Origin of the sequence: Acinetobacter higginsii, from assembly GCF_000369845.1 — a bacterium.
In the GTDB taxonomy this organism is placed as follows: Bacteria; Pseudomonadota; Gammaproteobacteria; order Pseudomonadales; family Moraxellaceae; genus Acinetobacter; species Acinetobacter higginsii.
In genome coordinates this window covers 550,759-576,320 of record NZ_KB850214.1, presented here as the reverse complement: position 1 = coordinate 576,320, position 25,562 = coordinate 550,759, and the positions used below count along the sequence as shown (strand labels likewise).

General features: G+C 40.0%; 27 protein-coding genes. 17 read left to right on the top strand and 10 right to left on the bottom strand.

From position 1 onward, the window contains the following. Positions 1–4: 4 nt before the first annotated feature. Positions 5–1,363 carry an amino acid permease gene (locus F885_RS09660; RefSeq protein WP_081401675.1) on the bottom strand — a complete coding sequence of 453 codons (1,359 nt, stop codon included), beginning with the start codon at positions 1,361–1,363 and terminating at the stop codon, positions 5–7. A gap of 111 nt (positions 1,364–1,474) precedes the next feature. Between F885_RS09660 and F885_RS09665 the strand changes: the two genes are divergently transcribed. From F885_RS09665 to F885_RS09725, 13 genes are all read left to right on the top strand, one after another. Beyond that, entirely contained in the window at positions 1,475–1,825 is a 351-nt protein-coding gene (locus F885_RS09665) for a hypothetical protein (protein WP_005316726.1), read from the top strand. A 132-nt stretch (positions 1,826–1,957) separates the two neighbouring features. Next, the gene (locus F885_RS09670) at positions 1,958–2,680 is read left to right on the top strand and encodes a hypothetical protein (protein WP_225761812.1); all 723 of its coding nucleotides are present in this window, start codon (positions 1,958–1,960) and stop codon (positions 2,678–2,680) included. A 99-nt stretch (positions 2,681–2,779) separates the two neighbouring features. Beyond that, on the top strand, positions 2,780–3,028 hold the full coding sequence (locus F885_RS09675) for a hypothetical protein (protein WP_005316721.1): 249 nt from the start codon (positions 2,780–2,782) through the stop codon (positions 3,026–3,028). A 131-nt stretch (positions 3,029–3,159) separates the two neighbouring features. Then, positions 3,160–3,390 (top strand): hypothetical protein, encoded by a 231-nt coding sequence (locus F885_RS09680; protein WP_005316719.1) that lies wholly within the window; start codon positions 3,160–3,162, stop codon positions 3,388–3,390. A 76-nt stretch (positions 3,391–3,466) separates the two neighbouring features. After that, on the top strand, positions 3,467–3,799 hold the full coding sequence (locus tag F885_RS09685) for a hypothetical protein (RefSeq protein ID WP_005316716.1): 333 nt from the start codon (positions 3,467–3,469) through the stop codon (positions 3,797–3,799). A 209-nt stretch (positions 3,800–4,008) separates the two neighbouring features. Beyond that, positions 4,009–4,467: a hypothetical protein gene (locus F885_RS09690; RefSeq protein WP_005316714.1), complete on the top strand. Its 459-nt coding sequence runs from the start codon at positions 4,009–4,011 to the stop codon at positions 4,465–4,467. A gap of 188 nt (positions 4,468–4,655) precedes the next feature. Continuing rightward, positions 4,656–5,114, top strand: coding sequence for a hypothetical protein (locus tag F885_RS09695; RefSeq protein WP_005316712.1), 459 nt, complete (start codon positions 4,656–4,658; stop codon positions 5,112–5,114). Between the two features lie 554 nt (positions 5,115–5,668). After that, positions 5,669–6,328, top strand: a complete 660-nt coding sequence (locus tag F885_RS09700) for an amino acid ABC transporter permease (RefSeq protein WP_032858091.1) — start codon at positions 5,669–5,671, stop codon at positions 6,326–6,328. Next, positions 6,318–6,989, top strand: coding sequence for an amino acid ABC transporter permease (locus tag F885_RS09705; protein ID WP_005316710.1), 672 nt, complete (start codon positions 6,318–6,320; stop codon positions 6,987–6,989). The genes F885_RS09700 and F885_RS09705 overlap by 11 nt, the downstream gene beginning before the upstream one ends. Further along, complete coding sequence (locus tag F885_RS09710) at positions 6,986–7,717, top strand: amino acid ABC transporter ATP-binding protein (protein WP_005316707.1); 732 nt, start codon at positions 6,986–6,988, stop codon at positions 7,715–7,717. The genes F885_RS09705 and F885_RS09710 overlap by 4 nt, the downstream gene beginning before the upstream one ends. A gap of 18 nt (positions 7,718–7,735) precedes the next feature. After that, complete coding sequence (locus F885_RS09715) at positions 7,736–8,635, top strand: transporter substrate-binding domain-containing protein (protein WP_005316706.1); 900 nt, start codon at positions 7,736–7,738, stop codon at positions 8,633–8,635. A gap of 35 nt (positions 8,636–8,670) precedes the next feature. Next, complete coding sequence (locus tag F885_RS09720) at positions 8,671–9,537, top strand: cysteine ABC transporter substrate-binding protein (RefSeq protein ID WP_005316704.1); 867 nt, start codon at positions 8,671–8,673, stop codon at positions 9,535–9,537. A 142-nt stretch (positions 9,538–9,679) separates the two neighbouring features. After that, the gene (locus tag F885_RS09725; protein WP_005316702.1) at positions 9,680–10,126 is read left to right on the top strand and encodes a VOC family protein; all 447 of its coding nucleotides are present in this window, start codon (positions 9,680–9,682) and stop codon (positions 10,124–10,126) included. 81 nt (positions 10,127–10,207) lie between these two features. Here F885_RS09725 and F885_RS09730 read toward each other — a convergent pair whose 3' ends face one another. Both F885_RS09730 and F885_RS09735 read right to left on the bottom strand, forming a co-directional pair. Next, the gene (locus F885_RS09730; RefSeq protein ID WP_005316700.1) at positions 10,208–10,987 is read right to left on the bottom strand and encodes a TorF family putative porin; all 780 of its coding nucleotides are present in this window, start codon (positions 10,985–10,987) and stop codon (positions 10,208–10,210) included. A 127-nt stretch (positions 10,988–11,114) separates the two neighbouring features. Continuing rightward, complete coding sequence (locus tag F885_RS09735; RefSeq protein ID WP_005316697.1) at positions 11,115–11,564, bottom strand: winged helix-turn-helix transcriptional regulator; 450 nt, start codon at positions 11,562–11,564, stop codon at positions 11,115–11,117. Positions 11,565–11,660: 96 nt separating this feature from the next. Between F885_RS09735 and F885_RS09740 the strand changes: the two genes are divergently transcribed. After that, a complete protein-coding gene (locus F885_RS09740) occupies positions 11,661–12,884 on the top strand; it encodes an MFS transporter (protein ID WP_005316695.1) in 1,224 nt (407 codons plus the stop codon). 70 nt (positions 12,885–12,954) lie between these two features. Here F885_RS09740 and F885_RS09745 read toward each other — a convergent pair whose 3' ends face one another. The 4 genes from F885_RS09745 to F885_RS09760 form a co-directional block, all read right to left on the bottom strand. Further along, positions 12,955–13,833 carry a copper resistance D family protein gene (locus tag F885_RS09745; RefSeq protein WP_005316693.1) on the bottom strand — a complete coding sequence of 293 codons (879 nt, stop codon included), beginning with the start codon at positions 13,831–13,833 and terminating at the stop codon, positions 12,955–12,957. A 79-nt stretch (positions 13,834–13,912) separates the two neighbouring features. Further along, positions 13,913–14,284 (bottom strand): copper resistance CopC family protein, encoded by a 372-nt coding sequence (locus F885_RS09750; RefSeq protein ID WP_005316691.1) that lies wholly within the window; start codon positions 14,282–14,284, stop codon positions 13,913–13,915. A gap of 118 nt (positions 14,285–14,402) precedes the next feature. Then, positions 14,403–15,590: a TCR/Tet family MFS transporter gene (locus F885_RS09755; RefSeq protein ID WP_005316689.1), complete on the bottom strand. Its 1,188-nt coding sequence runs from the start codon at positions 15,588–15,590 to the stop codon at positions 14,403–14,405. 306 nt (positions 15,591–15,896) lie between these two features. Continuing rightward, the gene (locus tag F885_RS09760) at positions 15,897–17,120 is read right to left on the bottom strand and encodes an MFS transporter (protein WP_005316687.1); all 1,224 of its coding nucleotides are present in this window, start codon (positions 17,118–17,120) and stop codon (positions 15,897–15,899) included. Positions 17,121–17,270: 150 nt separating this feature from the next. On the opposite strand from F885_RS09760, the gene F885_RS09765 reads away from it, so the two are divergent. Both F885_RS09765 and F885_RS09770 read left to right on the top strand, forming a co-directional pair. Next, a complete protein-coding gene (locus F885_RS09765; RefSeq protein WP_005316685.1) occupies positions 17,271–18,047 on the top strand; it encodes an AraC family transcriptional regulator in 777 nt (258 codons plus the stop codon). A gap of 99 nt (positions 18,048–18,146) precedes the next feature. Continuing rightward, positions 18,147–19,298, top strand: coding sequence for a winged helix-turn-helix domain-containing protein (locus F885_RS09770; protein WP_032859315.1), 1,152 nt, complete (start codon positions 18,147–18,149; stop codon positions 19,296–19,298). A 53-nt stretch (positions 19,299–19,351) separates the two neighbouring features. Here the strand turns inward: F885_RS09770 and F885_RS09775 are convergent, their stop codons facing one another. The 3 genes from F885_RS09775 to F885_RS09785 form a co-directional block, all read right to left on the bottom strand. After that, entirely contained in the window at positions 19,352–20,542 is a 1,191-nt protein-coding gene (locus tag F885_RS09775; protein ID WP_005316679.1) for an acyl-CoA dehydrogenase, read from the bottom strand. Positions 20,543–20,705: 163 nt separating this feature from the next. Continuing rightward, positions 20,706–22,418 carry an electron transfer flavoprotein-ubiquinone oxidoreductase gene (locus F885_RS09780; protein ID WP_032859312.1) on the bottom strand — a complete coding sequence of 571 codons (1,713 nt, stop codon included), beginning with the start codon at positions 22,416–22,418 and terminating at the stop codon, positions 20,706–20,708. 151 nt (positions 22,419–22,569) lie between these two features. Beyond that, positions 22,570–23,820 (bottom strand): MFS transporter, encoded by a 1,251-nt coding sequence (locus F885_RS09785; RefSeq protein WP_005316672.1) that lies wholly within the window; start codon positions 23,818–23,820, stop codon positions 22,570–22,572. A gap of 462 nt (positions 23,821–24,282) precedes the next feature. Here F885_RS09785 and F885_RS09790 point away from each other — a divergent pair, with 462 nt between their 5' ends. Next, a complete protein-coding gene (locus tag F885_RS09790) occupies positions 24,283–25,503 on the top strand; it encodes a CaiB/BaiF CoA transferase family protein (RefSeq protein WP_005316669.1) in 1,221 nt (406 codons plus the stop codon). Positions 25,504–25,562: the final 59 nt, after the last annotated feature.

Below are 25,562 nucleotides of genomic sequence, written 5' to 3'. Positions count from 1 at the left end.
TGTTTTAAAGTGATTTATTCCACTTCAAGACTTTAAATAATCCGAACATAAACATGATCCAGACCGGAATTAGAATCACAGATTCTTTAAAGCCTTGGGTCCACATGATGTACAGAATCATGACAATAAAGGCGAGAACCAGATAGTTGCTAAGTGGCGAGAACAAGGCTGGAAATTTTACAGTTTTGCCTTCTAATCGAATAGCCTGTTTAAATTTTAAATGGGTAAAGCTAATAATCGCCCAGTTTAGAACCAAGGCAGCGACAGCCATATACATCAGGTGGCTTAGCGCTTGTTCTGGCACAAAATAGTTCAGTAAGACACAACCAAAAATCAAGATAGAAGAAAAGATTACCGCTGGTATTGGTACGCCTTGCTTGCTGACTTTGGCAAAAATCTTAGGGGCATTACCTTGTACTGCAAGCCCGAACAGCATACGACTATTGGCATACATGCCGCTGTTATAAACCGAGAGTGCTGCGGTCAAAATAATAAAATTGAGTAAATGCGCCGCCCAATCAATGCCCAATTGACTGAAAATCATCACGAAAGGGCTTTTGTCCAAACCACCCAGATCAAGTTGATTCCAAGGAATCAAAGACATGATGATGGCCAGCGACGCTACATAAAAAATCAAGATTCGGAAAATTACCTGATTAATGGCTTGAGGAATACTTTTTTCTGGATTTTCAGCTTCAGCTGCAGTCATACCGATCAATTCAATGCCGCCAAAGGCAAACATTAAAAAGGCCAACATGTAAAACAAGCCTGAGAAGCCATGCGGAAAAAATCCGCCGTGTTGCCATAAATTGGTGAAACTTGCGGTTGAATCAGCTCCAGCGGTCAGTAATAGGTACAAACCAAACAGGATCATTGAAATGACGGCAACAACTTTGATAATGGCTAACCAGAATTCGGATTCGCCATAAAATTTCACATTGCCCATATTTAAGCAGGTGACGACAATGAAGAAGAAAAAAGTCGAGATCCACGCAGGAATATGTGGCCACCAATAGTGGATATATTTGGCAATCGCTGTCAGCTCAGTCATTGCCACTAAAATATAAACCACCCAGTAATTCCAACCCGACAAGAAGCCAGCAAAGTTTCCCCAATATTTTTGCGAGAAATAGCTGAACGAACCAGCAACAGGTTCTTCTACAATCATTTCACCCATTTGTCGCATGATTAGAAATGCGATCAAACCGACAATGGCATAGCCTAGGATAATCGAAGGGCCTGCGGACTGGATTGCCTGAGCTGAGCCTAAAAACAGACCTGTACCCACAGCACCACCCATCGCAATCAATTGGATATGACGGTTTTTTAGCCCACGTTTTAATTGGGGAGAGGAATTACTCAAAATACGCTGCGCTGAACAAAAAAGAAGTGATTGTAATGGATCGCGAGGAGATCGACTAGTTTGAAAATTGGATTATGATCAAGAGGCAAAATATAATCATGAGATGCTGATATGGGGATGCTTTATATAGTTGGATTTAATGAAAAACAACCTTTTGGCTATCAATGGAAAGAATTTGATTGTAATTCTACTGCTGATTTCTATCTTCGTAGTTTAATCAAAAGAGCAATTCAGGATACGCATCCAAAGCTTTATGAAAAAATTACAGAAGAGCTATTTGTTGAGCAAATCAGATTTGATGGGCTATCTTCACAGCAATTTATGGATATTGTATTTGCTATTAGAACAGCAATAAGCTCAAATGAATTATCAGAAATGCAAAGGCAAGGCGCAAAAATTGGGATACGGCAATTGAACCGCTTGTTATGCTGGATGAAAGATATCATCTTTATTTTAAGATAAAATAGACTCTTATACACAGCTTTGGTTTTGATTCTAAAAATTGAAAATAGAAATGGTTGTGCCAAGCCTGTACTGAGTTTAGAGAATAAAGTTATTTAGATGGGCTAAAATAAGAGGTGAATGAAAACGATTATGAATTCAGATTTAAATGAAAAAGATTCTCCTTTCGCTATTATTTTAAAAGGTTTTTCAACTTTTGGGCTAATCTTTATTTTTTCTGGTTTTTATTTAGGACTTTCTGTTGAACTATATAGCTATACTGGGCTTAATATAGATAATATTGCTCTAGCTGTCTGGTATATAACATATTTTTATGTCGCATACTTGTTTGGTTTTTGTGTATTGAAGCAAGTGTATATACGTAATAAAGATAATATTTGTTTTGATAAAGTTCGAATTTTAATTTACTTTTTATTAGCTTCTTATTATTTTTTAATATTTCCTCGATATTATTTTTTGGATGGTACGCACGACTTATATGGTTTTAGGTTTATGCTGGGTTTTATATATCCTTTGTGGATACTAACACCATTATTTTTTTCTAATTCAAAAGTTAAATTCAATGTGTATTTATGTATTGTACTTTGCATAGCGGAAATTATATTTTGGATTTTATTTTTTAAGGTAAATTTTTCTGATTTCTATAAAAGATCAACTTTTGTTAGTGTGATGATTAGCTCACTTATATTTACTCTAACTTTCCCTTGGTATCTATCATGGTTACAAAAAATAGATGTTGATAAATGGGTCGCTCCATTTTTTTTAAAACAAGAGAGAATTATCTCTAAGATTTTATCTTGGATAGCAATGGTATTAGGTGGTCTATTTATGTTTCTGTTTTACCTTACCTTTTAAAATTACGAAAATGTTGGGGAAATGATCACCATTAAAATTTAAATAAAGGTTATTGCAAATAATTCTTTTATTCCTGATAGCGCTGGTGGAACTAGGCTAATGATAGATTTTTTACCTGAAGCAGCAAGGGTTACTCAAAAAGGTGGGAAGGTAATTGTTAATGGGACACAAACTAACCCATTTTATAGATCTGTGCCTGATTCAAATACTCTTCAAAAGCTAGGGTTAAAAGTTGAGTATCAAGGTGAGTTATTAAGTGAGTTCCAAATTCTGGTTTTTAAGCAAACTAATGGTATTGTAATCCCAAATGAAAAAATGAAAACAATTGTATTTATTAAGGTGAAATAAATGAGTTTTTTTAAATAAGTAAGAATGATCTAAATGATTTTTCAGTCCATGAAGGCTTATTTAGGAGTTATTATATAAATAGTGAAAGAGTTGAATTTGTTGTTTCAAATATTCTACTTCCTAAGAGTTTTTTGGAAATTGATAGTAGTATTAATGAAGAAACTTTATTTAAATTGGTTTTTTTGGAATATAGCTACCTGAAATTTGAAATTTTTTCTAAAGATAAAAGTGAAATTGAATTTGGGAGTGTGGTGGATAATATTTTGGAATATAGTGGTTCTTTTGGAAACAACTATATTAATATAGTTGTTTGTTGTGAGGGTGTTGTTGTTGAAAAATTTTTTGAATTTAAAGATAAATAATTTTTTATTTTCTGATTTAAACTTTAACTGCTCAAGATGCTAATTCTATTTTTCCTTGGGGCAAATTTTTAAGAGAATGAAAATTATTAAAGATTTAGTAAAGTTGTTGTATCAAATTGATAGGATTGAAGACTTATTAGAAATAATGGAGCAAGACTCCCCTTATTCTTCTGATAATATAGATAATATACCAAAAACCAAAGAAGATAAGGAGCTGTTTGTTTTGGCGGAAAATCATTTAAGGTTTGTTGTTAAATTTTGGGTGAAAAATACTAGTGAGGTCTTCGTGGATAATGGTAGGTCTTATATATCTTTTCAATATGAATTTAATAGGTGGATGGATAGTGGGTGTAAAGGTATCGAGTTGAATGAGATTAGCCAATATCTTCAGGAGAGTCCTATAGTATAGGTGTGGTTGTTTGTTGAGGATGTTAGATTAATTAATCTGCTTTAAGGAAAGTGACGGTATTAAATCTAAAATATCGTCATTTTTTATTTTGGGCTAAGACTCGACGGTACACATAAATTCTTTATATTTGCTGGTCGTTATGACCCTGCTAAAATTAAACCAGTATTAGATAAACCGATTTTAATTGAAAAGAAATAAGGAGCTAGATCATGAGAACATTACATCAAGTTGCAGCAAGCGAGATAGCGGTGATTCCTTATTATTTGGAAAGTTGTCAACAACATGGGGCGTTGTATGGAATTAATCAATATGAAAGGGCTGAGCCTTTAGGGGCACAATGTGGAAATTGCCATACGATTGTATGGATAACGGGGCGTAGTGATCCTATTTTATTTAAGGAGGCTCCTAATAATCAAGAATCTTATCATGATCATAATAGACGCTTTTTAAAATCTTTACCTGCCTGCCCTCATTGCCATCAGCAGGCTTATGATTTATTTATAAATAATATGACATCAACTAGATTTGAAGATGGCAGTCCGTATCCCAAATATCCTGAGGAAGATTATGATGTTGATGAGGAAATGACAGCCAAAGTTAAAGAAAAAGCAGTATGGTGGTATGGTGACGAAGCTGAGGCTAAAAGGTTGAATCTGCATTTCTTATGATTTGATTCATTAATTTACTTTGAGGAAAGTGACGGTATTTAGTTTGAAATATCGTCACTTCTTTATTTTGAGTTAAGACGCGACGGTACTCGTAAATTCTTTATATTTGCTAGTCGTTATGACCCAGAAAAAATTAAACCAGTATTAGATAAACCGATTTTAATTGAAAAGAAATAAGGAGCTAGATCATGAGAACATTACATCAGATTGCAGCCAGTCAATTAGGCGTTGGGGTCTGGTATCAAAAAGGGTATGAAATGAAGGGTATTTTATTTACTCCGCCGAGTGAATATGAGCGGTCGGAAGCTTTAAGCGCACAATGTAGTAATTGTCATACCATTGTATGGATAACAGGGCGTAGTGATCCTATTTTATTTAAAGAAAAACCGAACAACCAAGAATCTTATCATGATCATAATAGACGCTTTTTAAAATCATTACCTGCCTGTCCGCATTGCCATCAGCAGGCTTATGATTTGTTTATTAATAATCTGGTTGTCCCTAGGTATCAAAATGGTGATGACCCTTTGTTAGATAAAGAGGAAAATGGGGTAAATGAAGAAATGTCCGCTAAAGTTAAAGACAAAGCAGTATGGTGGTATGGCGATGAAGCTGAGGCTAAAAGGTTGAATCTGCATTTTTTATGATTTGATTCATTAATCTGCTTTGAGGAAAGTGACAGTATTTAATCTAAAGTATCGTCACTTTTTTATTTTGAGTTAAGACGCGACGGTACTCGTAAATTCTTTATATTTGCTAGTCGTTATGACCCAGAAAAAATTAAACCAGTATTAGGTAAACCGATTTTAATTGATAAGAAATAAAGGAATCATTCAATTAGTGTTTTTAACTTATTTTAGTCATGTGCTTAGATGTGTGTTGATTCAATTAAAGTTTATTTTTAAAATCTTTATGGCGTAGTACAGTTTTCCAGTACTATTTTAAATTTTTAATCATTTTTATCTTATATCGTTTTAATAACAATGAAGAATTTTTTAGTTTGTGGATACCCAGACATGTGATTTGCTGCAGTAAAGAAGCTAAGCATTTGAATTAGAAATAAATCGAATGATTATAATTTCTGCAAAGCTTAGCAAATAATAATATTTCATGTGAAATTTCAATCAGCATAGACTTATCCAAAGATAAATAACAACAACGTATTTATCAAAAGAATCAATTTTTCATTCGGATGTTTTCTTTGGATTGGCAGTATATACAGAGTGTGCTGCCGCAGTTCTATGCGGCCACTCTCATGACCTTAAAAATCTCCTCTATTGGTATCGTGTTATCTATTTTATTAGGGCTGATCTGTAGTGTGATTAGCACCTATCAGGTTCGAGTTTTAAATAAAATTGTCAAAGTCTATATCGAGGTTTCCCGCAATACGCCTTTGCTCATTCAGCTCTTTTTCCTCTACTACGGTTTGCCCAAGATCGGCATCAAACTCGATGGATTCACCTGCGGTGTGATTGGTCTGACTTTTCTAGGTGGTAGCTATATGGCGGAAGCCTTTCGTGCTGGTCTGCAGTCAGTTGCACAAGGACAAATTGATTCTGCTCGAAGTGTGGGTTTAAACGCCGTTCAAGTCTTTCAATATGTGGTGTTTCCACAGGCATTGTCGCTGTCTATTCCTGCGATTGGTGCGAACTGCTTATTTCTGATTAAAGAAAGCTCCATCTTGAGTGCTATTGCCGTGGTGGAACTCCTGTTTGTGACCAAAGACCTGATTGGTATGGATTACAAAACCACAGAAGCGCTATTCCTATTAATCATGGCCTATCTGATTATCTTGTTACCTGTATCAGCTTTAACAAGTTATTTGGAATATCGCAGTCGGAAGGTGAGCCATGGGACTTGAGTATTTATTTCAACCGAGCCATATCGAACGTTTACTGTATGGCTTATTGCAAACCATCGAAATTGCATTTCTGTCCGTATTTTTATCTGCCATTTTCGGGACAATTTTTGGGGTGATCATGACCTCAAAAAATGTGTTGGTCAAAATCCTGTGCCGTTTCTATCTGGAAACCATACGGATTGTGCCCATCCTCGTGCTTTTATTTGTCTTTTATTTTGGTTTCGCAACGTGGTTTAACTGGCAACTGTCATCATTTTGGGTCTGTATTTTTGTATTTACCTTGTGGGGAACTACGGAAATGGGTGATCTGGTACGTGCTTCGATCACCTCAATTGATCAGCATCAACGGGATTCTGCTTATGCAGTAGGACTCAATTATCTACAAGCATTGACTTATGTGATTTTCCCGCAAAGCTTAAAACGAGTGACCCCTGGCGCATTAAATCTGTTTACCCGCATGATTAAAACCAGTTCTTTAGCGGTACTGATCGGGATGGTGGAGGTCTTAAAAGTAGGGCAGCAGATTATTGAAAATTCATTATTGACGGTACCCAGCGCATCGCTGTGGATTTACGGGTTCATTTTTATTCTTTATTTACTGATTTGTTATCCATTATCGCTTTTAGCAGCGCATTTAGAAAAAGTGTGGGAGAACGCATGACTTTGTTATCGATACAGCATTTACACAAGTTTTATAAACAAAGTCATATTTTGCATGGCATTGATTTAGACGTGCAACAAGGTGAAGTGGTGGTGATTTTGGGACCATCAGGTTGTGGAAAAAGTACCTTGCTGCGCTGTATCAACGGATTAGAACCCATTCAAGAAGGCGAAATTCACCTGAAAGATGTGGGGGTATTGGGGCAGGACTTGTCATGGGATAACGTGCGCCAGCAGATCGGGATGGTGTTTCAGAACTATGAATTATTCAAGCATATGAATGTGATTGATAACATTCTGCTGGGTCCTCTAAAAGCACAAAAACGCCAACGCGCAGAAGTGGAACAACTGGCAGATCAATTGTTGCAGCGTGTGGGGTTACTGGATCGTAAATATGATTATCCCTCCAATTTATCGGGTGGTCAGAAGCAGCGGATTGCCATCGTCCGTGCTTTGGTGATGCAACCGAAAGTGATCTTACTGGATGAAATTACTGCAGCCTTAGACCCTGAAATGGTGCGGGAAGTCCTAGACGTGGTGCTGAAACTGGCACAGGAAGGCATGACCATGCTGATCGTCACCCATGAAATGGGCTTTGCCCGCAAAGTGGCAGATCGCATTATTTTTATGGATAAGGGCAAGATCATTGAACAAAGCTCGCCAGAAGCATTTTTTCAGCATCCGCAGACTGAACGTGCGAGAACCTTTTTAAATATTTTGAATTATTAAAAGCAATAAGAGGATTTTATGAGATTGAATTTAGCAATTGGGCAACAGCACTCTTTTTCAAAAGCAAAAATGTTTGGTCTGGGCATCACTTGTGTATTGATAGCTGGCGTGTTGACGGGCTGTAATCAACCCGCTTCCTCTGAAGCCAAAACTACGGCACAAGATACTTCACTGGAACAGATTCGGAAAAATGGCGTATTGCGAGTTGGCGTATTTGCGGACAATCCACCTTTTGGTTATGTCGATAGCGCGGGTAAAAATCAGGGCTTTGATGTGGCCTTGGCAAAGCGTGTCACTCAAGATTTATTGGGTGATGAAAATAAAATTCAGTTTGTGGTGGCAGAAGCTGCCAATCGGGTTGAGTTTTTAAAGTCAGGAAAAGTTGATGTGGTTTTTGCCAGCTTTTCGGTGACCCCAGAGCGGCAACAGGTGGTTGATTTTTCCGAGCCTTATTTAAAAGCCTCCTTAGGGATTGTTTCACCCAAAGCCAAAGTCATTACTGATGTTAAAAGTCTTGAAGGCAAAACTTTAATTGTAAATAAGGGCTCAAGCTCGGAGATTTATTTCAGTAAAAACTATCCCAAAATTAATTTATTGAAATTTGGACAAAATACCGATGCGTTTAATGCACTGATTGATGGTCGGGGTGATGCCATTTCCCAAGACAGTACTTATGCACTGGCATGGGCAGCCAAGAATCCGAATTATGTGGCGGGTATTCCACAAATTGGTAACGAAGATTTTATTGCAGCAGGTGTGAAGAAGGGCAATACCCAATTACTGAATTGGCTCAATGATGAAATCAAACAGCTCAGGACGACAGGTGAAGTTCAAAAGATTTATGACCAAACCTTGAAGCCGATTTATGGTGAAAAAGTAAATCCCAATATCTTTTTAGATGTTGATAGCACCAAGTAATAACAGATTTTTAAAACACTAAAAAAGGTGAACGTATGCAAACAATAACATTGTCAAATATTCAAAAATTACTGTTGGCTTCTATATTTAGTTTAGGACTGACGGCGTGTAATAAAAATCCACAGTCAGCAGAGAAATCGGCTGAGTCCTCAACGCAAGTCTCCAGCATTGAGCAGATCAAAAAAAATGGGGTGGTGCGTATTGGTGTGTTTAGCGATAAGCCACCGTTTGGTTATCTGGATGCACAAGGTAAAAATCAGGGCTTTGATGTTGAAATTGCCAAACATGTGGCCAAAGATTTATTGGGTGATGAAAATAAAGTCCAGTTCGTACTGACAGAAGCGGCCAATCGAGTGGAATATCTAAAAGCCAATAAAGTCGATATTATTTTTGCTAATTTCACCGTGACGCCTGAACGTGAACAAGTGGTGGATTTTGCGAAACCCTATTTAAAAGTCGCCTTGGGTGTGGTGTCTCCGAAAAATAAACCGATTACCGATATTGCCCAATTAAAGGATCAGACCTTATTGGTAAATAAGGGCACGACAGCGGATTCATTCTTTAGTAAACAACATCCAGAAATTAAGTTGCAAAAGTATGAGCAAAATACTGAAACTTTTGATGCCTTAAAAGATGGTCGTGGTGTCGCGTTGGCGCATGACAATCTTTTAGTCTTAGCTTGGGCAAAAGAAAATCCAAATTATACCGTGGGGATTACTAATCTAGGTGAACAGGATTTGATTGCACCAGCGGTACAGAAGGGCAATAAAGAATTGTTGGATTGGTTAAATCAAGATTTGGAAAAACTCGCCAAACAAGGAGTTATCCATCAAGCCTATGAAAAAACCTTAAAGCCTGTTTATGGCGATGGTATTCCTGCCAAAGATTTAATTATTGAATAATCATTTTTAATTGATTTGAAAGCCAAGCGAGGTTGAATCCAGCTTGGCTTTTTTATGACTATAAATCGAGAGGCATTACAAAGTATAGACATTGATCAAAAAACTGCCGATTAGAATGAATAAAACACAGGGAATTTATCAAATGCAAAGAACAGAAATAGATTTTATTGTGAAAGATAGCATAACTGCATTGGCATTTTATGAGCGGGTTTTTGAAGTTGAAAGAATTGAAGTCGGTAATTTTGTCGTTGGACAAAATAGTGTGATTATGAGTATTCATGGGGTTCATTTTCATATGCTGGATGAAAACCCAGATTTCCAATTGCTAGCACCTACCCAAGAAAGCTATATCCCGATTTGGTTTAATATTACCGTCACTGATATCGAGCAAACATTGCAGCAAGCGGTTGATGCGGGCGCAGCTGTCATTCAGGCAGTGCAGGATATGCCTAAAATGGGTATCAAAAACGCGATGTTTAAAGACCCGTTGGGCTATATTTGGTTATTACATCAGATACTTGAAGTGGTTGATTATGAAACTCGGGCTCAATTATTGGAGCAACAAGGTTTTCAGCGTAAATCTGGTTAACAAATCAGTCGATAAAAATGCGATGTCATACAGCAAGCCTGCATATTGGTTGATGCTTGCTGTACTTCGCTTATCTTTATTCTAAAAAGACTTGGTCAAGCTAAACACTGCTGCGGTTTTAACACCTTTTTTATTGCTATCGGAATAACCTGTGTGAGCTAGGTCGGTTCCAATCGCAGCCAGTTCCGTACTTAAGTTCATCGGTTTATAGCTATAATTTGCGCCAATTTTCCAATCGAAGAAATGATCTTTAGGATCTCCACCATAAATTTCTTGGCTTGCTTTGGAATAGCCTAAGCTGGCAACGACACCAAAGTTGGTTTCGGCAATGGGAGTGCTATATAAAAGGTTAAAATACCAATTTTTGACATTTTCACCTATGCTTTGGCGAGTGGCTTTGCCTCCATATTGCGGGGTATAGCTCACACTCGGTGTAAAGCTATCATTATCGTTCAAAGCATTATTGATGATTAGTTTGAGATAATACTCATTATAATTTAAGTCGCTTTTACCGACATAATGATAACGCAGCATACCGAGATCAAGAGTGGGGTGGAATTTCCCTAAGTTGATTGGAGTGGTATAGCCAATAAAAGGATCGAGTTCTAAGTGTGCTTCATCACCAAAATCGACATTTGATGCAAAAGCCGCGGCATAGAATCCAGAGGAATGATTTAAAACAAAGTTACCTTGCAAGGCTGCATCATTCTGGGTTTGAGTTTGTCCACGCCAACGATATTCACTGGCCAATGCGACATTCCCACTCAGCACTAAATTCGATGTTGTGGGCTGATCTGATGCTAACGCATCGTTTGAGGCTAAAACAGTTGTTAAAACCAGCACACAATGAAAACCTTTCATAACATCCTCAGCATATAAGTTAAATTTGATGTGATGTATATTAGGTTTTAATTGATTGATAAATAATAAAATGATCGTAAATTCTACGTAAAGAAAGCATAAATTTTTAACACATATTTAATAGCCGCTATAGATTCACTTTTAATACTTCTGTTGTATCCGCGTCTAAGATATGTCCTTCACTTGAGGCGAATATCATTAAAGGCACAGGTTTTTGGGTGGACTTTTCAATCAGGACAGAATGCGCTTCATTTTTCCCAAATAGATATTGTTCACCCCATTGACGTAATGCAACCACGATCAGGAACAGCTGTTTTCCTTTATCCGTCAAAATATATTCTTGATAGGCTGTGCCATCAGACGCGGCTTGCATTTCTAGAATTTCAGCATCAATTAATTTATGTAGTCTGTTGGACAAAATATTACGCGCAACACTCAGACTACGTTGTAGATCACCAAAGCGATGTATCCCATCCATCACATCTCGAATAATCAGCAATGACCAACGATCTCCAATCACATCAACACAACGTGCAACAGGGCAAGGTTCATCTACGGAAGTTTTATCGAGTGACATCGCATTCTCGGAACAGTTAGATCAGACTAGTTGCATTTTAAAACTAGATCGCTTATGGTTCAAGTAGTTTTAATTTGAAACTAGTTTGGCGAGACCATGAATAGTCCTTGCACGTCTGCTTTCTCACAAAATGAAAAGCAGTGTTTAATCCAGTCCAAAAAATTGCCGACCCATTTAGTGTGGCTATTTGCCATTGCAAGTGGTCTGAGTGTTGCCAATGTTTATTATGCGCAACCATTGCTTGATGCAATTGCAACGGATTTGGCAATCAGTTATGCCGCTGTTGGCAGTGTCATTCTCTTGACTCAACTGGGTTGTGCGATCGCTTTATTGTTGTTAGTTCCATTGGGAGATCGAGTCGATCGTAGACGATTAATGCTATTACAGCTATTCGGATTGGTGCTTGCATTGACTGCTGTAAGTATCACTAAAACGGCTGTGGGCTTATTTGCAAGTATGTTTGCTGTTGGCATGTTAGGGACTGCCATGACGCAGGGACTGATTGCCTATGCTGCAAGTGTTGCCGAATCCCATGAGCGTGGATATGTCGTAGGTACAGCACAAAGTGGCGTGTTTATCGGATTGTTATTAGCACGTGTTTTTGCTGGAGGTGTGAGCGATTTAGCTGGATGGAGGAGCGTATATTTTTGTGCAGCAACATTGATGTTGATGATTGCATTCCCGCTTTGGAAATCCTTGCCAGTACGCTTCAATACACAGAATACGTTGGCTTATCCTTGTTTGATTTTGTCGATGTTAAGTTTGCTTTATCACAATAAACTATTACAAATACGAGGCATATTGGCATTGCTGATGTTTGCAGTATTTAATATTTTTTGGAGTGCATTGGCATTATTGTTGAGTTCTCCTCCTTATCAGTATTCCCATACCGCTATCGGTGCATTTGGTTTGGTTGGGGCACTGGGGGCATTAATGGCCACAAAAGCTGGACAATGGGCAGATCAAGGCTTTGCACAAAGAACCAGTGCATTTGCCTTGCTCGTCATCTTATTGTCTTGGTTGGCATTCGCTCAAATGGAATACTCAATTTTGGCATTAATCATCGGTATTTTATTACTGGATCTGGGCGGGCAAGCTTTACATGTCACCAATCAAAGCATGATCTTACAAACTGGACAGGACAATCAAAGCCGCTTAATTGGACTGTATATGTTGTTCTATGCCGCAGGCAGTGGATTAGGAGCAATCACTACAACCATCACCTATGCAAAAGCGGGATGGTATGGCGTTTGTCTACTGGGTGCCTGCGGAAGTCTAATGGCCTTATTATTTTGGTGCTTAACACGGCATGTTAAATAGTCATCAGACACTGTGTAGAAACATCAGGTGAATTAAGAGATATTAAAATCAGCATCAACATTATCGTAAATCACTCAATCCCGACCACAGTCGTGATATATGCAGTGGTCATTAAAATCATTAAACCCAATAACATTTCAAATAAGATTGCATAACCCAATTGTTTGGCAAATTGGGGTTGTTGCAAACGTGGGGTAAAATACCATTTATTAAATGCAGCTAATAATAAAATGCTAAAAACAAATAACAGTTTAATGATAAACCCTTGCCCATAAGGCGTTGTGAGGAGGGTATCAACATCCTTAAACAACAGCAGAGCAATGCTGACGCCGCATGCAATTAATATCGCCACAATAAAGGCTGCAATCCGCCCAAATAAATGCATCGCCTTTTTTAATGGCAGTCCATTGATGCTGTGGCTGGTTTTCCAAAGTGGGTACAGTGATCCCATCCATACAGACATGACCAGTACATGGATGGTCAATAAAAACTGAGCAAAAATGGATAAATTGGTGACATGACCCAGTTGAGAAAAACTATATACCATAAGCACTAAGGGAATAGCGAAGATGATTTTCTCAAAGCTTCTGATGCTGGTACTTTTTTGATGAAGTTTCACGAAAAGCAGTGCAAGAATTAGCGTAAAGCTAACAATACGAATCAGATGAATATGCCCCGTCGAGGTATTCAGTACAATATTGATATAGGTCAAATCAAACATGCCGAAGAGGCCGCTGTTTGCAAAGCTACCAATCAAAAGCAAGAAAGCTAAAGCGCTAGAGATCAATCCTAACACTGCACCCAATGTCATATATTGGACAATGGTACTTTTTATTGCAGTATAACGGCCTAGTAGGAAATAACAGAATGAACCACCAATGACCATAATCATGCCGAGATAAAGGCTTACTTTGTTGAACCAAGCTGCAAACATCCAGTATTCAGACATTATTTTTCTTCCTTTTTATCAATAGCTCAGCGACTCATGCTGTAGCCAAGCTATTCATATATTTTTAATGGTATTTGCCTTATTTCAAGGTGAAGCTATATTCACCATTCATGTTATGTCCGTCTTTGCCCATGGTGCTCCAAAGTACGTTATATTTGCCTTTTTTCAGTGTTGGCAACGCAACATCAAAGGTTTTTTTTAAGTCATGGCTGACTTTATAATTCAGCGGCAGTGCTTGGCTTTGTTCATCTAAAATTTGGATTTTCATTAACATCACCTCATCAGCAAAATTAAGACTAAGATTTTTAGGTTGAGCAGAAACAGTGGTGTTTGCGGCTGGGGTGGAACTAATTAAGCTGACATGAGCAAAGGCAGTTGAGGTAGCAATGATCATTGTTGTACCGACAAAAAGATTGCGTAATAAGGTTTTACTTTTTTGAGAAAAATTCATTTCTGATCCTCTTTGAAGCATGATGAGTTGGGGATGGCACAAAGCGCGCCATCTGATTTCATCTTTTATTATCAAAGCAATATCGGTACATCTATGCGACGTGAAAATTACTTTTTTGTCATTTTGGCGCCGACAGACTTGGCCTTAAGCTACGAAGCACGATAGGTAGGGATAGGATGTAAATCATGACTACGCTTAACCAGATTGCACCTGGCCAGTCGGATTGAAATTGGAAATATAAGCTTGAGAACAACAACGGGGCAAACATTGAGGCCAAACTAATGGTCGATGCAATGATGCCTTGAAATTGACCTTGCTGTTCAGGCGAGACTTTTTGTGAAGCTAAGGCTTGTAAAGAGGGTGTACCAATACTGCCGAGGGCGAAAATTGGCATGATGGCAAAAATCATCCAGCCTTGCTGAGCAAAGGTCATAACCCCTAATGCGATACAACTACAGCTGATACCAATCAAGATCGTATTTCGATTACCGAAGTATTTTGAGGCATGCTGGGGAATAAAAGCCTGAACCAACATCTGGCATAAACCAAACATCCCCAAAGAAAGACCGATCCAGAAACCATTCCATTGAAAGGCTGCATGTCCCCATAAAGCCCAGCAAACTGCATAGGCTTCACCTGTAGCACTAAAGATAAAAAAAGTGGCAATCAAGGGCAACACATTAGGGATAGATCGAAGCGAAGCAAAGACTTTAAATGGATTGAGTGTTGCTACAGATTTTTTTGAAAGATCTGCTGTTTTTGATTCAGGGAGTGCCCAACAGGCTAATAAAAAGTTGAGACCTGTCAGTATGGCTGCTATCAAAAAAGGAAGTCTGAGCCAATATTCACTGAGCAAACCACCGAGGACTGGCCCAATGATAAAACCTGCGCCAAACATCGCGCTCATGAGACCAAAGTATTTTGCGCGTTGCTCTGGTTTTGAAATATCGACCAGATAAGCAGAAGCGACAGACATATTGGCACTGCTCATGCCTGCAATGGTACGGCCGATCATGAGCAGTACGAGGCTTTGTGAAAAGGTTAATAATACATAGTTGATCGCTGAACCTGCCAGTGACAGCAGCAGAATTGGGCGTCGTCCGAACTTGTCACTTAATGTGCCGAGAATGGGGGAAAAGATAAATTGCATGGCGGCATAGAGACTACCGAGCAGACCGATGTACAGCGCAGTTTGGTGATTATGGGTAATATCTTGAAGTAAGGTGGGTAAAATTGGAAAAATCAGCCCGATTCCGATTGCATCTAAAGCAATGGTCGAAAAAATAATAAATAGAGAGCGATTCATAAAGCGTCCTATCGAAAAAGCAGGTACAGCAATGCTGTGAAAACCTGTTAACGATGCCTGATAACAACTCAAGCCCTGATGAACGCTGACCGAATCTTAAAGATAGGGATATGTGTTGATGAATTCTTTTATCAAATCAAAAAAGACATCAATTTTTCGCGGTTTTTTATCGTAACAATTGAAACGAAAGAAAGTCCTTCGTCTGCTAAAAATTTTAGCACTAAAAACAGCAGGGGTACAAGACTGTATGAGGATTGAGCAGATATGCTGTGGTAGTTGCACATCGCATATCTGCTGAGGAAATAATTATTTTTTGGTATTCGGCAATAACGCTGTGATAAAACCTAACAGTGGTAGGAAAGAGCAGAGCTTATACACCCATACAATGCCATGGGTATCGGCCAAATGGCCAAGACCTGCTGCACCAATCCCTCCGATACCAAACATAAGACCGAACATCAAACCAGCAACCATACCGACACGACCGGGTACTGCTTCTTGTGCATAGACCACTAAGGCTGAAAAGGCTGAGGACATGACTAAACCAATAATAATGACCAGAATTGCCGTGCCAGTTAAGCCGACATAAGGCAACATCAGCGCAAATGGAGCAATGCCTAAGAATGACACCCAAATCACAGCTTTACGTCCAATACGGTCTCCAACTGGACCTCCAGCAAAAGTACCGAGTGCTACTGCGCCTAAAAATATAAATAGATACAGCTGAGAGGTCTGAATCGAAACATTAAAGCGTTCAATCAGGTAGAAAGTGAAATAATTGGTAATGGCTGCGATATAGATAAACTTGGCAAACATCAACACACAAATCACGGCCATTGCCTGAATCACCTGTTTACGGGTCAAGGTAGAAATGGCAGGTTGACTGGCAACACGCTGCACAGGTGTCTGCTTGACCACCCATTTGGTCACACGTAATAAAACAAATATCGCTAAGGCAGCAACCAAAACAAATAAACCAATCGCCCCTTGTCCATTCGGGATAATCACAGCCGCAGCCATTAATGGCCCAATCGCAGAACCAGTATTGCCGCCAACCTGAAACATGGATTGGGCGGTACCAAAACGCCCACCCGATGCGGTACGGGCGATGCGAGAGGCTTCTGGGTGGAAGGTCGATGAGCCCACCCCAATGAGTGCAGCAGCAAACAATAAGCCTTGAAAGCTTGCTGCAATTGCCATCAAACCAATCCCAAGCAGTGTGGCTGCCATGCCTAAAGGTAATAAATAGGGTTTTGGATGCTTATCGGTATATAGGCCAATCCAGGGTTGTAATAAAGAGGCGGTGATTTGATAAACCAAGGCAATCCAGCCAATTTCAGCAAAACTTAAAGAGAATTCGGCTTTTAACATCGGATAACTTGCAGTCACCACGGCTTGAATCGAATCATTTAGCAGATGGGCAAACGCCACTGCGCCGACAACGCGTATTACGAACTTCTGGGGTTGATCATTGGGTGGAAATTGCGCTTGTGGATATGCATTCTCAAGAGTGCCTGTATTGCTTGCCATGATTGCTCCAACACGTTGTATCAGCTTAAATGGTGATGCTGAAAGAGGTTTGTTTTTCAGTGTTTTTATCCTAAACTGAACAGAAAGCGGCCCACAATCATATTTGGGACAGATAGTATCGAGTTCAGGCCATTTTCAGGGATGCGAGCAATGCGCAATATTCAGGTCAATGATTTTCAGGATGTGCCGCGGAATGTGATGGCAACAGGCAATGACTACCCAGATGGTCATCTTCTGGCAAGTCATCGTCATCGCAGAGGTCAATGTCTATATGCCATTACAGGCGTACTTACGGTGATCACCCATACTGGAAGCTGGGTGGTTCCACCCAAACGTGCCCTTTGGATTCCAGCAGGGATTGACCATGAAGTACACATGGGGGGGATCACCAAAACACGCAGTGCTTATATTCTTCCAGAAGCTGCAATGCAGGCAGATTTGCCCAGCCATTGTGCAGTGATCAATGTATCACCGTTATTACATGAACTATTGTCTACAGCAGTTGATCTCCCTGCGGAATATCAGTTGGGTGGCCGAGATGATTATTTGATGCGTTTGATCATTGAAGAAATTGCGCTGATGCCTGAACTGCCTTTAAATGCGCCCTTACCACAAGAGCCGCGTTTAGCTGCCTTGTGTCTGCAATTGTTGAAGACACCGAGTCTGGAGGATGATCTTGATCAAATTGCGCTGCAGGTGGGAATGAGTCGCCGTAACTTTACGCGGATTTTTCGGCAGCAAACCGGGATGAGTTTTAGCAACTGGCGGCAGCAAGCCTGTTTACTCAATGCGTTGACCCGAATGGAATTGGGCCAATCCATTACCAGTGTGGCAATGGAGCTGGGTTATAGCAGCAGCAGTGCTTTTACCGCAGCTTTTAAACGTTCTTTAGGCGCGGCACCACGTTTTTATTTACAAGGAAAATAAGCAAGGAATTGGCAGGATTGTGTTAATTTAGTTTGAATAACGGCCATTATTTCGCTTTCGTTCATTGTGGTTGGCGAACACTATTTATACGATAATATTATGATTTCATTATTAAAACGCTTAGCTTTATCTCATCAAGGTTTAGAACAAAATAATAAATTTGGTGAGGGATTATCTGGAACACAACAAGCGATTGAACATCTGGGGTATGTGCAAATAGATACCATTTCCGTGGTGGAACGTGCTCATCATCATGTGTTGTGGAGTCGGGTGCCGAATTATCAATTGGGTCATTTAAATCAACTGGTACAAGATCAGCTTGTTTTTGAGCATTGGGCGCATGCAGCATCTTATTTACCGATGCGAGATTATCGCTATGCCATGCCGTTGATGAATGCGGTACGTAATGGGGAAAGTCGTTATTTCTCAAGGGGCGATCAGCAACTGATGCTGGAGATTCTGGCGCAGGTAAAAGCTGAAGGCAGAATCCGACTTAGAAATATGGAAAAAGGCAAACGGGAAGGTGCAGCAGGTTGGTGGAATGCAGGGCCGAGCCGCAAGGCGATTGAGCAGTTATTCATGCAAGGCGATTTAATGATCTGCGAACGCAATGGCATGGAAAAAGTCTATGATCTGACTGAACGTTGCATACCACAAGGCATTGATCTAAGCACACCGACTTTACAGGAATATGCACAGTATTTATTGGATACAGCTATACGTGCTCATGGCGTATTTACATGGAAGCAATTACTGCATTTGAAAACCAATAAGGATTTACGTGAAATTATGCGTAAATTACTTGATGAACAGATTGATGCAGGTGTGATCAAGCTGATTAAGCTTGAAAATGGACAAACGATTTATGTGGCCAGCGCCGTGTTAGCGCATGAACCGAACATCCAAGCGGAGGTCAAAATATTGTCTCCTTTCGATAATCTGGTGATTCATCGTGAACGTTTAAGCAGCTTGTTTGGATTTGATTATCGCATTGAATGTTATGTGCCTGCAGCCAAAAGACAATATGGTTATTTCTGCTTACCGCTGCTTTATGCGGATGATTTTGTGGGGCAAATTGATTGTAAAGTGCATCGTCGTGAAAAGCGATTAGACGTGATTAGTTTGCATATACAAGAGGCTAAACTGCAGGATCAAGATTCATTTTTGCTTGCACTAGAACGAGAATTACAGCGTTTCGCCCAGTTTAATCAATGTACGAGTATTGACCTAAATAAGATCAAGTTGGGATAGGGCGAGTCATCAATCTTTGATGCTCGCCGTTTTTTCTCAGTCGTCACTTCGCTTTAGAACGCTGCGAGTCCTGTTTGGGCACGGCCTAAGATCAAAGCATGCACATCATGGGTACCTTCATAGGTATTCACAACTTCAAGATTGACCAGATGACGGGCGACACCGAATTCATCACTAATTCCGTTTCCGCCCAACATATCTCGCGCCAAACGGGCAATCTCCAAAGCCTTACCACAGTTATTGCGTTTAATCAGAGAGGTCGCTTCAACGGAGGCAATGCCGTCATCTTTCATTCGACCAAAACGGAGCGCGAGCTGTAAACCGAGCGCAATTTCGGTTTGCATATCTGCCAACTTTTTTTGAATCAGTTGGTTGGCAGCCAGTGGCTTGCCAAACTGCTTTCGATCCAGTGTGTATTGGCGTGCAGTGTGCCAACAAAATTCAGCTGCTCCCATGGCGCCCCAAGCAATACCATAACGGGCACTGTTTAAACAGGTGAAAGGACCTTTTAAGCCACGAACCTCTGGAAATGCATTTTCTTCAGGCACAAAGACTTGATCCATCACAATTTCACCTGTAATAGATGCTCTTAAGCCGACTTTGCCGTGAATTGCTGGCGCAGAAAGCCCTTGCCAACCTTTTTCTAAAATAAAGCCACGAATCGGGCCGACATTTCCTTCAGGCGAAACCTCTTTGGCCCACACCACAAATACATCTGCAATCGGGCTGTTGGTAATCCACATCTTGGCGCCAGTTAAACGGTAGCCACCTGCTACTTTTTTGGCGTGACAGGCCATACTGCCTGGATCTGAACCGTGATCGGGTTCGGTTAGACCAAAACAGCCAATCCATTCACCTGTTGCAAGTTTGGGTAAATATTTTTGCTTTTGTTGTTCAGTCCCAAATTCATGAATGGGAACCATCACCAATGAGCTTTGCACACTGGCCATTGAGCGATAGCCAGAGTCCACGCGTTCAATTTCACGGGCAATCAGACCATAACTCACATAATTTAAGCCTGCACCACCATATTGTTCTGGGATGGTAGGTCCGAGCAGGCCTAATTCACCCATTTCTCTAAAGATATGTGGATCGGTTGTTTCATGGCGGAATTGATCAAGCACCCGTGGCATTAACTGGTCTTGGCAGAAGGCATGGGCTGTATCACGAATCATGCGTTCTTCTTCGTTCAGTTGCTGTTCAATTAAGAAAGGGTCATTCCAGTTAAATTCTACGCGGCTCATTCTTTATTCCTTCATCATTGTTCTAGAAAGTTCCTATCAATTTGTTTTTTAAGCTTAGCTCCCGCAGGAACTAAGCTTACCTAAAAAATGACAATCGAGAGTAGAAATACCTCAACTGATTTGGGATATAGAGCAATTAAATCTCTGCAAAACTATCCATCATTTACATGTTTGGATAGTTAGGACCACCTCCACCTTCAGGTGTTACCCAAGTGATATTTTGTGATGGGTCTTTGATGTCACAAGTCTTACAGTGCACACAGTTGGCAGCGTTGATTTGGAATCGTTTAGTACCATCATCATTTTCCATGATTTCATAAACACCAGCAGGGCAGTAGCGTTGAGCTGGCTCATCCCATTTCGGTAAGTTCACGTTCACTGGAATTGAAGGATCAGTTAACTTCAAATGAGCAGGCTGGTTTTCTTCATGTACGGTATTGGATACGAATACAGAAGATAAGCGGTCAAAAGTCAACTTGCCATCTGGTTTTGGATAGTTTGGCTTAAACGTTGACGCATCCACTGTTTTAAGCACGGCAAAGTCTTGTTTAAGATCATGCAAAGTGAATGGCACTTTAAAGATGTTTTGATCGATAAAGTTAAATGCACCACCCACCCATTGACCAAACTTGTGCATCGCTGGGCCAAAGTTGCGTGAACGATATAACTCTTCTTTTAACCAAGAATTGTTATATTTGTCAGTATAAGCGGTCAGCTCTTTGTCGAAATGGTCGTCGCCTTCGAGTACACGTGCAATTGCAAGATCACCACCTTTGGCAACACCCGCCGCAATTGCTTCAAAGACTGCTTCGCCACACAACATGCCTGATTTCATTGCTGTGTGCGAGCCTTTGATTTTTGCGAAGTTCAAGAAACCAGCATCATCACCAATCAAGCAACCGCCTGGGAAGGTCAATTTAGGTAAAGCGTTAAAACCACCTTTGACGACTGCACGTGCGCCGTAAGAAATACGTTTGCCGCCTTCAAGGAATTGCTTGATGGTTGGATGTGTTTTCCAACGTTGCATTTCCATGAATGGGTACATGTGCGGATTTTCATAAGATAAATCGACGATCATACCCAAAGTGACTTGGTTATTTTCAGCGTGGTATAACCACCAACCGCCAGAAGAACCTGTTTCAGACAAAGGCCAACCGGCACCATGCATCACTAAGCCTGGCTTGTGTTTTGCAGGGTCGATTTCCCAAAGTTCTTTGATCCCGATCCCGTAATGTTGTGGATCAGCATCTTTGTCAAGATTAAATTTTGCAATCAGGCGCTTACCGAGGTGACCACGGCAGCCTTCAGCGAATAAGGTATATTTGGCATGCAGTTCATAGCCAGGCGTGAAGTTATGAGTCGGCTCACCATTTTTGCCAATGCCCATATCACCTGTTTGAATGCCTTTTACGGTACCGTCTTCATGGTAAAGTACTTCAGCAGCAGCAAAGCCCGGGAAGATTGAAACTTCAAGTTCTTCCGCTTTTTGACCTAACCAACGCACCACATTACCTAAAGAAACCACATAGTTTCCTTCGTTGTGCATTGATTTCGGTACCATCCAATATGGCATTTTTTGTGAATTGCTTTCAGAGGTGAGGAAATAGGTTTCGTCACCTGTTACAGGTACATTGAGAGGTGCACCTTCTTCTTTCCAGTTTGGAAACAATTCATTCATGGCACGTGGTTCAAGTACAGCACCAGAAAGGATATGCGCACCTACTTCAGAGCCTTTTTCAACAACACAAACAGAAAGATCAGGCAGGTTGTTTTCAATCGCTAATTGACGAATTTTAATCGCAGCAGATAAACCTGAAGGTCCTGCGCCAACGATCACTACGTCAAACTCCATTGACTCTCGATTTTGATTTTTCATTTTAAGGAATATTATTTCGCTTAGCGATACTTTATGTTAATAAAATGAAAATATCAAATAAAATAGCAAAAAAATGCCTAACAGAGAGATTTAAAGGAGGTATAAAAAGGCCAACTTGATCAAGTTGGCCTTTTTATTGGAAGATCTACTGTTAAGAATTTTGTGGATCGTAGAGTTTTTCCTTAATAAATAGGGCCGGAATCACACCACAAATCAGGTAGGCTGCTCCCATGACAACAAAACCTAAACCAATAGATCCACCAGAAGCTAAAAAACCAATCGTTGCAGGTGCTATTGCAGCACCTAAACGACCTACATTGTATGCGCCGCCAATCGCTGTACCACGAATCGCTGTTGGAAAGCTTTCAGTCATATAGGTGGCATTTACACCATATGGAATACCGTATAAAAAGCCGAAGACAACCAGTAAAAATAAAATATTTTCGGGGGTATTATAGAAAACGATCAGCGGTAGAAAAATTGCAGTACCAATTGCACCAAAAGCATAGGTAAAACGGCGTCCAAGTTTATCTGCCATCATTCCTGCAAGTACCTTACCGAGAATCATGGCTGTATAGGTGCCGACCATATAGGCAGTCATTTCCTTAAACTTCATCCCGAGTTCGCTTTCCAGATATGAAGGCATCCAGTTATTCACGCCATAATAACCAAATTGCAAGAAACCAGCAGTTAAAGCCCAGAGTATAAACATATTACGATTACGTTTATCCTGAAAAATAAGCTTCAAAGCCGATGGTTTTTCAGTGTTCTCTCTTAGATTAGGCTGCTGTAAACGGGATTCTTGCCATGCCAGTGGCTCAGGAACTAGAATATGCATGAAGATCGCAAGAATGACCGGAATAATGGCAACATAAAACAACATACGCCAACCATGATCTGGGATAATCCAACCTGCAAGCAATGTTGCTACAATATATCCGACGGTCCAGCCCGCCTGTAAAGTTCCGAGCACTGTGGTACGATACCGTGTAGGTACATATTCAGCCATCAAGGTGTTGCAGGCTATATAAAGTGAACCTAAGCCTAGTGAAGCAAAAAATCTTAAAATACCGAATTGAAAAAAACTTTGAGTAAAACCAAGTCCGCAAGTTAATAGTGAAAAAGTGAGAATAGAAATAACAACGATGCGGACACGCCCGAATTTATCACATGCCCAACCACCAAAAATCCCACCAATGGCCATACCCGCCAAAGTAAAACTACCGAGCATACCAGCTTGAACCGAGCTTAAGCCAAAATCTGCCTTAATACTATTTAAGCTATAAGACAGTAGCATTAAGTCTGCGCCATCTACCAATAAAGCCAGAAATGCAAAAATAAAAGCAATTTTCCAAGTATGAGCTTTTATTGCAGAGGAGGGTGTATTGTAATTTGTAGCCATAATCCATTACCTACATTTGACTGATAGCACTTCAATTCGTTTGAAAGTGCTGAAAAAATGTTTAAGACGCAGCGCGAATCATATTCAAATGTTCATTAGGGCTTAAGTCTGAGCGTGGTCGATTTATCCCAACGCAACACATCCCAAATTCAGATGGCGTGAAGCGCCATTTGATGTTCATAAAACCATCACAATTGATGGGATAGTAATCAAAGGCGTATCGCAAAACAATATATTTTGAAAATTAATTTCGCAATGCGGTATATTGTATTTGATTATTATTTGTTAATTATTTGATTTATCTCATCTATATTTGTTGAATAAAAATCATAATTTTTGATGAAAAATTAAAGTTTGATTTTTCATATGTTGTGTGTATATTAAAAATATATATCGCTATGCGGAATTTAATTGGAATTAGTTTTCCAATAGGAAATTAAGAACGAAACGAGTAGGATAGTCATGGGTGCTTTGAATGGAATTCGTGTACTTGATTTAAGTCGAGTACTTGCTGGACCGTGGTGTGGACAGATTCTTGCTGATCTGGGTGCGGAAGTGATTAAGGTGGAACGGCCAAAGGTGGGGGATGATACCCGTTCTTGGGGACCACCTTGGATGAAAGACAATTCAGGACAAGACACTCGAGAGGCTGCCTATTACCAATCAACCAATCGTAACAAGCTTTCGGTTGCGATTGATATCGCAACCCAAGAAGGCCAAGAGCTGATTAAAGCTTTAATTCAAGATAGCGATGTTGTCATTGAAAACTACAAAGCAGGTTCTTTGAAAAAATATGGTTTAGATTACGAAACTTTATCAGCAATCAACCCAGGACTGGTCTACTGTTCGATTACTGGCTTTGGGCAGAGTGGACCGCGTGCAGAAGAACCCGGTTATGATTTTATCATTCAAGGGATGGGTGGACTGATGTCCATTACAGGTGAAAAGGATGAGTTACCAGGCGGCGGGCCACAAAAAGTTGGGGTGGCATTTTCTGATCTGGCGACAGGCCTTTATTCTACGATTGCGATTCAAGCCGCGCTACTCAACCGCCATTTGACGGGTTTGGGTCAATATATCGATATGGCTTTATTAGATGTGCAAATTGCAACAATGGCCAATCAAGGAATGAACTATCTGTCCTCTGGAAAAGTGCCTGAACGGTATGGTAATGCACACGCCAATATTGTGCCATATCAGGTGTTTAAAGCCTCTGATCGGGAATTTATTATTGCCTGTGGTAATGATACCCAGTTTATTCAACTCTGTAGAAGTATTGGTTTGTCTGACTTAGCCAATGATCCTCGATTTATTCATAATGCAGATCGTATTCAACACCGTGATGAAATTATAGATATTTTATCAACTCATTTTCTTGGGAAAACAGCTGATGAATGGGTTGCGGCAATTTATGCAGCCAAAGTCCCTGTAGGAGTAATCAATAATTTGCAACAAGCGTTTCAAGAACCACAGGTTATTGCGAGGAATATGTTGGTTGACATGCGGCATCCTCAACGTGAAAAGTTAACGGTGATTGGTTCGCCGATTAAACTTTCGAGAACACCTGTTGAATATAAAACTGCGCCCCCTGTATTAGGTGAGCATACGGATACGATTCTCAGCCGGATCATTTCTCAAGAAAGATTGAATGAATTAAAGCTGAAAGGGGTAATTGGCGAATAAAATAAGCCAATGTCAAAATACAGTTATAGTTTGACATTGGCATTTAAGTTCAATAGAGC

Coding starts and splice junctions, on each gene's coding strand:
- F885_RS09665 (WP_005316726.1), top strand. CDS start 1,475: ATGGGGATGCTTTATATAGTTGGATTTAATGAAAAACAACCTTTTGGC.
- F885_RS09670 (WP_225761812.1), top strand. CDS start 1,958: ATGAATTCAGATTTAAATGAAAAAGATTCTCCTTTCGCTATTATTTTA.
- F885_RS09675 (WP_005316721.1), top strand. CDS start 2,780: ATGATAGATTTTTTACCTGAAGCAGCAAGGGTTACTCAAAAAGGTGGG.
- F885_RS09685 (WP_005316716.1), top strand. CDS start 3,467: ATGAAAATTATTAAAGATTTAGTAAAGTTGTTGTATCAAATTGATAGG.
- F885_RS09690 (WP_005316714.1), top strand. CDS start 4,009: ATGAGAACATTACATCAAGTTGCAGCAAGCGAGATAGCGGTGATTCCT.
- F885_RS09695 (WP_005316712.1), top strand. CDS start 4,656: ATGAGAACATTACATCAGATTGCAGCCAGTCAATTAGGCGTTGGGGTC.
- F885_RS09705 (WP_005316710.1), top strand. CDS start 6,318: ATGGGACTTGAGTATTTATTTCAACCGAGCCATATCGAACGTTTACTG.
- F885_RS09710 (WP_005316707.1), top strand. CDS start 6,986: ATGACTTTGTTATCGATACAGCATTTACACAAGTTTTATAAACAAAGT.
- F885_RS09715 (WP_005316706.1), top strand. CDS start 7,736: ATGAGATTGAATTTAGCAATTGGGCAACAGCACTCTTTTTCAAAAGCA.
- F885_RS09720 (WP_005316704.1), top strand. CDS start 8,671: ATGCAAACAATAACATTGTCAAATATTCAAAAATTACTGTTGGCTTCT.
- F885_RS09725 (WP_005316702.1), top strand. CDS start 9,680: ATGCAAAGAACAGAAATAGATTTTATTGTGAAAGATAGCATAACTGCA.
- F885_RS09730 (WP_005316700.1), bottom strand. CDS start 10,987: ATGAAAGGTTTTCATTGTGTGCTGGTTTTAACAACTGTTTTAGCCTCA.
- F885_RS09735 (WP_005316697.1), bottom strand. CDS start 11,564: ATGTCACTCGATAAAACTTCCGTAGATGAACCTTGCCCTGTTGCACGT.
- F885_RS09740 (WP_005316695.1), top strand. CDS start 11,661: ATGAATAGTCCTTGCACGTCTGCTTTCTCACAAAATGAAAAGCAGTGT.
- F885_RS09745 (WP_005316693.1), bottom strand. CDS start 13,833: ATGTCTGAATACTGGATGTTTGCAGCTTGGTTCAACAAAGTAAGCCTT.
- F885_RS09750 (WP_005316691.1), bottom strand. CDS start 14,284: ATGAATTTTTCTCAAAAAAGTAAAACCTTATTACGCAATCTTTTTGTC.
- F885_RS09755 (WP_005316689.1), bottom strand. CDS start 15,590: ATGAATCGCTCTCTATTTATTATTTTTTCGACCATTGCTTTAGATGCA.
- F885_RS09760 (WP_005316687.1), bottom strand. CDS start 17,120: ATGGCAAGCAATACAGGCACTCTTGAGAATGCATATCCACAAGCGCAA.
- F885_RS09765 (WP_005316685.1), top strand. CDS start 17,271: ATGCGCAATATTCAGGTCAATGATTTTCAGGATGTGCCGCGGAATGTG.
- F885_RS09770 (WP_032859315.1), top strand. CDS start 18,147: ATGATTTCATTATTAAAACGCTTAGCTTTATCTCATCAAGGTTTAGAA.
- F885_RS09775 (WP_005316679.1), bottom strand. CDS start 20,542: ATGAGCCGCGTAGAATTTAACTGGAATGACCCTTTCTTAATTGAACAG.
- F885_RS09780 (WP_032859312.1), bottom strand. CDS start 22,418: ATGAAAAATCAAAATCGAGAGTCAATGGAGTTTGACGTAGTGATCGTT.
- F885_RS09785 (WP_005316672.1), bottom strand. CDS start 23,820: ATGGCTACAAATTACAATACACCCTCCTCTGCAATAAAAGCTCATACT.
- F885_RS09790 (WP_005316669.1), top strand. CDS start 24,283: ATGGGTGCTTTGAATGGAATTCGTGTACTTGATTTAAGTCGAGTACTT.